Here is a 10,577-nt window from a genome sequence, read left to right as displayed (position 1 = left end):
GATTCATGATGAATTCCGTGAAGGCAACACCGCTCCGGCCAGCAGAAATCTTGAATTCATCAAGGACTGTGAAACTCACCTGCCCAAGGGGCATCATATCGCCCATATTCGTCTGGATTCAGCGGGTTATCAGGCGGATATCTTCAACTACTGTGAAGAAACGAGCAAAACCTTTGCCATTGGCGGTCGGCTCGACGCATCTACCCTCAAGGCCATTGAGGCTATTCCCGAATCGGACTGGAAACACTATGCTGACTGCGCCATAGCCGAAACCACGCACAGCATGAATGAAACGCACAAGGCGTTCCGCCTGATCGTAGTCAAGTACAAATGCCAAGCTGAACTGTTTGATGATCAGCCCAAGTATCACGTGATTGCTAGCAATCGCCAGGAGTCTGCAGAAGATACGTTGGTCTGGTATCGCCAACGTGGCGAAGTCTCCGAGAATGGCATCAAGGAGCTAAAAATCGGCTTTGGTATGGAACGTATGCCCTGTGGACAATTCGAGGCCAATGCCGCTTTCTTTCGTATCGGTGTAATCGCTCATAATTTGTTCGTTTTATTCAAGCATTCTGCCCTGGACAGCGGATGGCAGCGACACCGAGTGGCAACAATACGTTGGCGTCTGTTTCATCTGCCAGGCAAGCTCGTACGTCGTGCGCGTACGCTGGTACTCAAGATCGCGACCGAGTCCGTCCAGTTATTCCAAAACATCCGCACTAAAAGCTACCAATTAGCCCAATCCCTCGCTCCATAGCTGACCCATTCCTTTATCTACTCGGTGCCGCCTCACTGCGGAAAGGATAAATTCGTCATCAAAAAGCTAAAATGTACCCGCAACACTGAAAATAGCAATGTGATGCACATACACGTCATCAAATCCACTGCTTTCTGCCCGCTTTCGCTTTTGCGATCATGCTTCGGGACATCCGCGGGAGAAATTAAAAATTCAATCGCGGAATTTGGGTTATAGACTGACCGGTAGAAATAAAACGGATACTATTAACGTTAAATAGTTGAAGGATTGTTTTTCTTGTATCATGAAGTTGAAGTCGCACAATCAAAGAAATGGCGAAATGGCGATTTCTTCGCTAAGAAGAAAAGCCTTATTCTAGATTAAGATTAATCAACAAAAGGAGAAAATAAGAAAATGAAAAAATTATTTTTAACATTTAGTCTTGCAATGATAGGCTCATTGTTAGCTATCACCGCTCATGCCGACCCGATGGTCGTGTTTAAAGAACGTGCCGTTTTTTTGGCTACCAACAACAGCCTGACCATCTTACCGGATTCACCCAGTGAAGCATTAACGTGCTCCTATGATCCAGCCACTGATGCATTTCTTCCTGGCTCAGCAGCCAGTATCCAGGTACCCGTACCTGGTGCCATGGATATAAAAGTCATTGGCAAACACGCCTATATAGCCACGTCAACACCAGTAAATGATGTCCCTACTACGGGCTATGTCAAATATGATGTCAGCGCCTGCGTACCTGCCGGCCCCTTTACCCCTCCCGTTGCACAAGCTGATCTGGCTTCGGGTGAATTGGTTATTCCTTGCGTTCTCGTCGATGGCAATGAATACAACGTCATTATGAATAGGCGCGGCAATTCCATGAACTGGGAAGTTATTTTTGCGGAATCAGGTTGCAACTAATCTTATTACGCAAACCACAACCCCGCCTTGAGGCGGGGTTTGTTTTTTCCACCCAGTTTTCTACGCAGAACTGCTTTTTTCCACATGAAAACTGTACGTTGGCTGCAATACTACTTGCCTCAAGCAGCATGACAGAACAAATCAGGCACTTTGTGAACTATACGGAATACACACAATCCAAAATTTGATTAATTGTTCTTGGAAATGAGGCTTTACTATGAAGCGGCGTACAGTATTGGAAGGTTTCATTGCTTTAGCGGCACTCCCTTTTGTATCATCATGTTCACGTGAGTTGGTCGCTGAAAAACAAAGGAGTACCACTATTAAAATCGATCCCATTACAGTCACCCCATTAGAAAAACCCCATGAAGAATGGCGTGCCTTACTATCACCCGAGGCCTATCGCGTATTATTCGAAGAAGATACGGAACGGCCAGGGAGCAGTCCTCTCAATAAAGAATACCGCGATGGTACTTACATCTGTGCGGCGTGTTATCTGCCGCTATTCGAAAGTCAGCACAAATATGACAGTGGCACAGGCTGGCCAAGTTTCACCCAGCCGATTTCCGGTCATGTCGGTACTAAACGCGATTTCAAATTGATCATGCTCCGCACAGAATATCACTGTGCACGTTGCGGCGGCCATCAAGGGCATGTCTTTACCGATGGCCCACCCCCAAGAGGTGAGCGTTGGTGTAACAATGGGCTGGCCCTGCGGTTCATTCCGAAAGGTGAACCCCTCCCTGAACTCAGGGGATAGCCATGAAGAATGATAAGGCGTTAGCAAAATCCGATTGGGCCTACTTTCCCTGGCTGTTCGCTTGGTCACTACTAGCTCTGATCATGACGGCAGGATGCCAGCCCTCCGATAATCGGAATATCATTGGAATCGACTATCCAGCAAACCCTTCAGCACAAGAGGCCAATTTCGAGATTGCGATCTTTGCAGGAGGATGCTTCTGGTGTACTGAAGCGGACTTCGATAAAGTTCCAGGTGTAATCAAAACCCTATCGGGCTACATCGGCGGCACAGTTGCCAATCCAACCTATGAACAAGTCAGTAAAGGGAAAACCGGGCACATCGAAGCCGTAAAAATCTATTTTGATCCCACTAAAACAAGTTACGCCAAGTTGCTGGAAGTTTACTGGCCAACCATCGATCCAATCACAGCCAATGGTCAATTCTGCGACATCGGACCGCAATACCGTAGCGCGATTTTCTACCTAGATGTCCACCAGAAGATGCAAGCCGAGGCTTCCAAATCTGCGCTCGTTGCATCTGGTCATTTCCATCAGCCCATCGTGACCGAGATTTTACCTGCCACCGAATTTTATCCGGCAGAAGAATATCACCAGGATTACTATATCAAGAACCCGCTCCGTTATTCGTATTACCGCAGCCGATGTGGCCGCGATGCGCGTCTAGCCCAGTTGTGGGGAAACAAACGTTAAACCGGTATATCGGTATATTGGAAAAACAATGCCCCCACCGCAGCCAAGCCAAACAAAAGCGGGGATACTCAGCCCATTCCTGACGCCGAATTGGGAAGAATGGCAAAAAGTATGTCCCAGCATGCAACTTGTTACCGTTTCCGACAAATGTTTCCTTTATCATCAAGGAGAGTCTTGCACCGGCTTTTTCTGGATAAAACAAGGTGTCATCAAGCTTTCCCATCTCACCTTGCAAGGTAATGAACTAACGCTCGCCTTACTTCAACCTGGCCATATCCTCGGTCACTTGTCAGGTGATTCTGTTATGCAGACAATGGAAGAAAGTGCTCAAGCCCTGGGTAACGTTGCGCTTTATAGAATAGAACAAGACGATTTCAAGAAATTGCTGTTTCACTCACCTGAAGCCACCTGGCATGTTTTCGGGACGATCTATGCCCGGCAGCAACAAATAGAGCGCAAGCTCCGTGCTATTCTTACCCAACCCGTCGAAAAACGCGTCTTTTCCACTTTGTTAGAACTGGCAAAATTATTTGGTACACGCTGTACCCATGGCTTTTCTCTAGAAATTTTTCTCACCCAGCAAGAACTTGCCGATCTAGTTGGTGCGAGCCGCCCAGTGGTCAGCACGATCATGAATGATTTCAGAAACCGGGGCATGCTCGACTATACGCGCGAGCAAATATGCGTCAATGACACCGCTCTGTCGCAAAATTGAACCAACCTTCGATCAAATTTTCAGCGTTGATTGAAGTTGAGCAGACTTGCTCTTTCCTATTAATCAAGCGTTCAAATAAAAGCTAATCCTTCATAATCCTTAACACAGATTAACTATCACAGTTCTCAATTTGCCGGATTTTCTTCTTTCCGCTTGGCTCTACGTGTAATTTCTCTCTTGAGTTCTTCAAGAAATTCCCGATTCTTTTTACGTTGCTGCTCGCTTTTATACCATGAAAAACAGGTGATTCCCCCGAGCACCATCAACACAAAACTCATTACAGTCATCCCGTCGAAAAAAATGAACACGACTCCGGTCGACAGCGCAAATGCGCCGAGCAATCCGGTAACAAACCACATTGTTCCTCCCCATTTAGTGTTAGCGTATTTTTGACACCACGCATCAAGCTTTTCGTGCGTCGATGTGAGTTCTTCTTCGCTCCACTTTTTGATATCCATGATTGATGAATCTCCCTTCTTTTATTTATATATCAATATTTTCGTAATCGAACCGAGTAAATTCAACTTTACGCGACGGTTTTGTCAGGGTCAATAATTACGTAGCGACAGGCTATGCGCAACAAGGGGCTCTTTGATCTTTTAAAAAAAACCATAAAATGACCTCAACTTTTTCTTAGGCATTCTGAAGGATATGTGGTAAAACGTAAACCTATTATAAATTGGCATAATTCATACCGATATTTCATGAGCAGTCTACCAGGAGAACTGGAAGGTATTAGCAGGTTTTTCTATAGCAGCATAGGAAGTATAGTTACAAAAATCCGGGCGCTACAAATGGGTTTGTTCGCGATTGGAGTAGGCATTTTCTTTCCCGCAATCGCCGATACGATTAACGCACAGTCATTGCGTCATCGGCTTGATAGAATATCCCTCCCCTCATCAAACAACGATGATTTCGCTTTGGCAACGTTAAAGCGTTTTTATGCAATGCATGATTATCAGCCTGTTTGGGTACAGGAAGATAAATTGGCACCCATACACGATATTGTTATCGCATTTATCGCCAATGCAGAACAAGAGGGTTTGGATAACCAGGACTATGCGCTCGAAGAACTATTGTATCTGCGTGAGCAGATACATACCAAACCACTGTGGCTTGAACTCGAACTACAAACCACTCAAGCATTATTGCTGCTCACTCGGGATTTACGCAGGGGGCGCCTGACCGCTGCCGAGGTTGACCCGGATTGGCATATTAAGCAGCCTGACTTCGATGCTGCAGCCTACCTGCAGCAAGCCATAGCGTCAGGTGATTTAAAAGCATCGCTGGAAAGCTTGCCTCCGACAACGAAGATATATCAGTTGATGAAGCAAGCATTGGCTCATTACCGTAAACAAATCACGCAAGGCAATCATTGGGCGAGCATACCAGAAACACCACTCATTCGACCCAACATGAGTCATCCAGCCATTCCCCTGATAAGAAAGCGCATCGCACATGATTTTGTCCAATACGGCTACCCTGAATACGATCTCCCTTTCAGCAATGATCAAAAATATGACGCTCACTTAGTCGATGCGATCAAAGCATTCCAAGAGCGGAATGGATTGAATGCAGATGGAATTATCGGGAAAAATACACGTGACGCATTGAATCGAACGCCGGAGCAAAAAATCCAGCAGTTACGCGTCAACATGGAACGTCTGCGCTGGTTGCCTAGAGAACTCGGCGACCGCTATTTGCTCGTCAATATTGCAGGTTTCCAGTTAGCGGCCATCGAGCAGGGACAACATGTTCTGACCATGCGCATTATCGTCGGACGCGATTACCGCTCGACACCCAGTTTCGATAGTCGCATATCGCACCTTGTACTCAATCCTTACTGGAATATTCCTCACAGTATCGCCACCAAGGATTTATTACCCAAACAACAAGCCAATCCCACTTATTTCGCCTCGCAAAGCATTAAAATTTATTCGAATCATGATTACCAAACCGATGCCTTGGACCCCGATTCGATCGATTGGCAAACACTAGGTAAGCGCTTTCCCTATGTGTTACGGCAAGATCCAGGGGCGAAAAACGCTTTGGGAACGATCAAATTTATGTTTCCCAATCCGTTTAGCATCTATCTCCATGATACGCCTTCCAAGCAATTGTTTCGGAAGGATATTCGAACATTCAGCTCTGGATGTATTCGACTGGAAAAACCATTGCAATTAGCCGGATTTGTATTAAATGAACCCGCTGCAGTGACTGATCTCGTTGCCAAAATAGAGACGGGCAAAACGACGACAGTCCATTTACCCAAACGCTTACCTATCTATTTGATCTATCTCACGACATGGATTGATGATCAAAATAATGTTTATTTTTCATCTGATATTTATGGACGAGATAAGCGAGTACTAAAGCATGCTCGGTGGTAAGCGATTTTATCCATTTCAAGAATCAATCTATTCTTGATATCTTATTGGAGGACTCGGAATGCTTTTACAAAAAACTAACGAACATGATCACCAACTGACGGAGCAGGGAACTGCCCGAAGATTTTTCTTTAAAGCAGGTCTTGGTGCATGCGCATTGCTCGCATTACCCACGGCGTATGCAAGCGCGCCCAGAACATCCGTCAAGCAACTCGCTTTACTGAATTTGCATACGGGCGAGCGGGTAAAATCGGTTTACTGGGAAAAAGGCCGCTACATTCCTGGCGCGCTAAGAGAAATCGAAAAAGTATTACGCGATCATCGCACAAACAAAATGCATGCCATTGATCTTCGTTTACTCGACTTGATGCAGCTCCTCCATAGCCGGATGGGTGCAAAAAAGGAATTCCAGGTGGTTTCAGGCTATCGATCACCGGAGACCAATCAAATGCTCGCCATGCAAAACAACGGCGTGGCAAAACAAAGTCTTCACATGCAAGGTAAGGCAATCGATATCCGATTGCCCGAATTCTCTTTGGCCAACCTAAGAAAAGCAGCGCTATCGATGAAAGTCGGCGGCGTTGGTTATTATCCGAACTCTAACTTTATCCACCTGGATACAGGGCACGTACGCTACTGGTGAGATCGATTGACCTTGGAGGCTGTCCGAGAATAGACTGATCTAAAAATGTGCCGGATGTGTAGCATCTGAATCATATCTATCCGGGGCAAAGCACGATGACTGTGCCGATCTTGCCTCGGATAAGCCACCTTACAAATTTTGCCGCTCTTGCAACGTCATGATTGAAGAACAGCACCAACAATTCATGCTGGAAGCCATTCGCCTATCTGCTCAAGGCGCGAGCAAAAATGAAGGCGGCCCATTCGGTTGCGTAATCGTTAAAAATCAACGGATCGTCGGCAGAGGTAACAATCAAGTCATTGCCAGGAATGATCCGACTGCGCATGCCGAGATCATCGCGATTCGCGACGCATGCTTGCATTTAGAACATTTTCAGCTAGAGGGATGCACGCTTTATACGACTTGCGAACCTTGCCCCATGTGCCTTGGTGCTATTTATTGGGCGCGTCCAGAAAGAATCTTCTATGCCTGCACACGGGTCGATGCAGCGCACATTGGCTTTGATGATCAATTCATCTATGAAGAAATCATGGCCGAACCCCAGCAGCGCAAAATACCAATGAAACAGCTATTGCGATCGGAAGCATTGAAGGTGTTCTCAGCGTGGTCTGATAAATCAGATAAAACACACTATTAAATCTTAAAAATAACGGTACATCCGTAATCGCTTCGCTTCTCGCACAGCCAAAAGAGTTTATTGACCCTGCCATCTACTGGGCGTAGAGTTGCCATTATCTGCAAGGATAATCTATCTTCCGAGGAGGAGAGAAGATGGCCTCACTATTCGCATCCCAAATTCTGCAACGTGCACTGCCTCGCAGCATTCGGTCCGAGGTGTCCCTTCCACGACGGCAACGATATTATCCTTCCCCTGCTGATTGGCGGGATGAGATTCTATATTTTCTATTGATCGATCGCTTCAGTGACGGCCAAGAAGACAACCGGCCTTTGCTCGACCGGAAAAATCGCCCCGCAGCACGGCCACCAGGGCATGACGGGCAAAATTGGCGGTGGGATCGTTGGGCGGAATCCGGTGCTTTCCGGTGGCAAGGTGGAACACTCAAAGGGGTGGAATCGAAGCTTGAATATCTCAAGACACTCGGCATTTCGACTATCTGGTTAAGTCCTGTTTTCAAACAACGTGGACACCTGGATACTTTCCACGGCTATGGCATTCAGCATTTTCTGGATGTCGACCCTCACTTCGGTACACGCAAAGATCTGACCGAGTTGGTAGCAGCCGCTCATCAAAAGGGCATTCGTATTCTGCTGGATATTATTTTCAATCATTCCGGATCGAATTGGAACTACCCAAACGGTGAAACAACACCAGCTTTCAAGACATTCCCCGAGCGCTACGATTTTGGGTCATGGCTTGATAAAACGGGACAATCGACCAGCAAACCGATCAACGACATAGAAGAAGGTATTTGGCCACAAGAGTTGCAGGACCCCGACTGTTATAGCCGCGCTGGCCTGGGCGATCTGGGAAGCGGTAGTCTGGATGACCCACACGCTGAACATAAGCGCACCGATTTTTTTACGTTGCGTGATTTTGATCTGGATTACGACAGCGTACTCAGCAACCTTGCCGAATGCTATAAATATTGGATTGCATTGACCGATTGCGATGGCTTCCGCATCGATACACTCAAGCATGTCACTTTCGAACATGGCCGAAATTTCTGCGGCACCATCAAAGAATTTGCAGCCAATATTGGAAAAATGAATTTCCTGCTGGTTGGTGAGGTCGCTGGAGGTGATTTTGCACAAGACCGCTATCTCGACGTATTGGGGCGAAATCTCGATGCCGCACTCGATATCGGCAATATGCGGCCTACTTTGCAATATGTTGCCAAAGGACTGGCCCCTGCCCATGCCTACTTTGCCGGCTTCGATCCTGGCGATACTGAAATGGGTTCACACCGTAACATTGGTCAACGACATGTTTCCATTCTGGACGATCATGATCATGTAACGGGTGAAAAAATCCGCTTTTCCAGCAATTCGGCTTCTGACCAGCAAATCGTGACTGCAGTGGCCATCCAGCTTTTCACCCTCGGTATACCTTGCATTTACTATGGCACCGAACAATCTTTTGCTGGCCCGGAACTATCCGAGCGACAATTTCTGCCAGGATACAACGGCGGCGATCATGCCGACCGGTATCTGCGCGAAGCCATGTTCGGCCCCCTGCATCCAAGACGTTCCGGCCTTGCGGGACTGGCTACCGATTCGGGTAAGGAAGACCTCTTTTTGCCTGGATTCGGGCCATTTGGAACGGCAGGCGCACACTGCTTTCAAACCGATTTTCCAACTTATCAGCGTATCGCTGCACTCACTGCGCTCCGCAAACAATTTCCCGTACTGCGTCATGGCCGGCAATATTTGCGTGCTATCTCGAATTTTGACGCACCCTTCAGATTTGCCGAGTCAGGCGAAATAATCGCATGGTCACGCATTCTTGATGATGAAGAAGCGCTCTGCATCGTAAATGCACACGGGCGGGAAATACGTGGAGGCAATGTCATCGTCGATGCCAATCTCAACCCTCCGGGCAGCGAAATGACGGTAAAAGTCAATACATACGAATCAGCAAATGGCACATCTGCCACCGTTGCCCATCCAGTGGATTCTCATTTGCCAGTCAAACGATTGAACGATGGGACAGCATTTGTAGAAATTCGTAATGTACAACCCTCAGAAGTGTTGGTGCTTGTCAATCACCCTTAGTCACGCATCCTAGTCATTATTGGATTTGGTGAGCATGAGTGGTCAACGCAGAATAGGGGTTGTTCAACCGAGTAGATTGCGCTCAATTTGCGCTATTCACTTGAAATCATCACGATAACTATTAGTTTCGGTCAACAGACCAGCCACGCTCCTCCAGCAGAATAGATGATTGATCTTGCACAATTCACTCGCACTACCAGATAGCTAAAAATACGCTAAGATAACGTCTCGTATTTATACTTCTAATGGCCCATCTAGTCTAATCAGCTCTGAACACGCTGTTCGATCACATTGAGAATGGTTAGATTGACTGGAAACGGTTACTACCCCAAACAATTAATTCTTTATTAACAAGACAGCCTATGCCAATCAAATCCCGTATCCGTACGATCCCTCATTATCCCCATGAAGGCATTCAATTCCGCGATGTAACTACGTTATTGAAAGATCCGATTGGGTTACGTACTACCATCCAGGAGATAGTAACGCGTTATCAATCGATTAAAATCGATAAAGTCGTCGCTATCGAATCGCGTGGTTTTATAGTTGGCGCACCGGTTGCTTATGCATTGGGCGTCGGTTTTGTACCGATACGCAAGCCTGGTAAATTACCCGCTGAAACGATTGGCTGTGAATACCAACTCGAATACGGCAGTGACCGCATTGAGATGCATGTCGACGCGATTCAGCGAGGAGAAAAAATTTTACTGGTGGATGATCTCATTGCCACAGGCGGCACCATGGAGGCTGCGGCCAAGCTGGTTCAAGAAATGGGAGGAGAAATTGTCGAATGTTGTTTTGTGGTCGATTTACCCGATGTGGGTGGAAGAGCAAAACTGGAAAAGCAAGGATTGAAAGTATTCTCGCTATGCCAATTTGAGGGAAATTGAGCAGCGCACGATCAGCTCGACCGACCGGGTAAGTTAGCGCTATCGTCTAGCAAACCAACAGTATTATCAGTGCAAAATCGTAATAACAGGCATAATATCC

11 protein-coding genes are annotated in these 10,577 nt (G+C 46.7%); 10 read left to right on the top strand and 1 reads right to left on the bottom strand.

What is annotated here, in order from left to right:
* From C8R30_RS09220 to C8R30_RS09200, 5 genes are all read left to right on the top strand, one after another.
* On the top strand, positions 1–757 hold a 757-nt coding region (locus C8R30_RS09220; RefSeq protein ID WP_181258727.1), incomplete at its 5' end, for an IS1380 family transposase.
* A gap of 393 nt (positions 758–1,150) precedes the next feature.
* On the top strand, positions 1,151–1,657 hold the full coding sequence (locus C8R30_RS09215; RefSeq protein ID WP_107783926.1) for a hypothetical protein: 507 nt from the start codon (positions 1,151–1,153) through the stop codon (positions 1,655–1,657).
* Positions 1,658–1,874: 217 nt separating this feature from the next.
* Entirely contained in the window at positions 1,875–2,417 is a 543-nt protein-coding gene (msrB, locus tag C8R30_RS09210) for a peptide-methionine (R)-S-oxide reductase MsrB (RefSeq protein ID WP_090667005.1), read from the top strand.
* Between the two features lie 2 nt (positions 2,418–2,419).
* The gene (msrA, locus tag C8R30_RS09205; protein ID WP_258191974.1) at positions 2,420–3,109 is read left to right on the top strand and encodes a peptide-methionine (S)-S-oxide reductase MsrA; all 690 of its coding nucleotides are present in this window, start codon (positions 2,420–2,422) and stop codon (positions 3,107–3,109) included.
* 28 nt (positions 3,110–3,137) lie between these two features.
* Entirely contained in the window at positions 3,138–3,824 is a 687-nt protein-coding gene (locus C8R30_RS09200; RefSeq protein WP_107789994.1) for a Crp/Fnr family transcriptional regulator, read from the top strand.
* A gap of 125 nt (positions 3,825–3,949) precedes the next feature.
* Here C8R30_RS09200 and C8R30_RS09195 read toward each other — a convergent pair whose 3' ends face one another.
* Entirely contained in the window at positions 3,950–4,282 is a 333-nt protein-coding gene (locus tag C8R30_RS09195; protein WP_090667001.1) for a hypothetical protein, read from the bottom strand.
* 246 nt (positions 4,283–4,528) lie between these two features.
* Here C8R30_RS09195 and C8R30_RS09190 point away from each other — a divergent pair, with 246 nt between their 5' ends.
* The 5 genes from C8R30_RS09190 to C8R30_RS09170 all read left to right on the top strand — a co-directional run bounded on the left by C8R30_RS09190 (position 4,529) and on the right by C8R30_RS09170 (position 10,477).
* Positions 4,529–6,214, top strand: coding sequence for a L,D-transpeptidase family protein (locus C8R30_RS09190; RefSeq protein ID WP_107789993.1), 1,686 nt, complete (start codon positions 4,529–4,531; stop codon positions 6,212–6,214).
* 58 nt (positions 6,215–6,272) lie between these two features.
* Positions 6,273–6,854, top strand: a complete 582-nt coding sequence (gene mepK / locus C8R30_RS09185; RefSeq protein ID WP_107789992.1) for a peptidoglycan L,D-endopeptidase MepK — start codon at positions 6,273–6,275, stop codon at positions 6,852–6,854.
* A gap of 157 nt (positions 6,855–7,011) precedes the next feature.
* Complete coding sequence (locus C8R30_RS09180; RefSeq protein ID WP_107789991.1) at positions 7,012–7,491, top strand: nucleoside deaminase; 480 nt, start codon at positions 7,012–7,014, stop codon at positions 7,489–7,491.
* A gap of 134 nt (positions 7,492–7,625) precedes the next feature.
* Positions 7,626–9,587: an alpha-amylase family glycosyl hydrolase gene (locus tag C8R30_RS09175; RefSeq protein WP_107789990.1), complete on the top strand. Its 1,962-nt coding sequence runs from the start codon at positions 7,626–7,628 to the stop codon at positions 9,585–9,587.
* Positions 9,588–9,949: 362 nt separating this feature from the next.
* Positions 9,950–10,477: an adenine phosphoribosyltransferase gene (locus tag C8R30_RS09170; protein WP_107789989.1), complete on the top strand. Its 528-nt coding sequence runs from the start codon at positions 9,950–9,952 to the stop codon at positions 10,475–10,477.
* The last annotated feature ends 100 nt before the right edge of the window (positions 10,478–10,577 follow it).

Origin of the sequence: Nitrosomonas nitrosa, assembly GCF_003051105.1 — a bacterium.
GTDB lineage: Bacteria > Pseudomonadota > Gammaproteobacteria > Burkholderiales > Nitrosomonadaceae > Nitrosomonas > Nitrosomonas nitrosa.
This window is presented reverse-complemented; position numbering and strand designations above follow the sequence as displayed.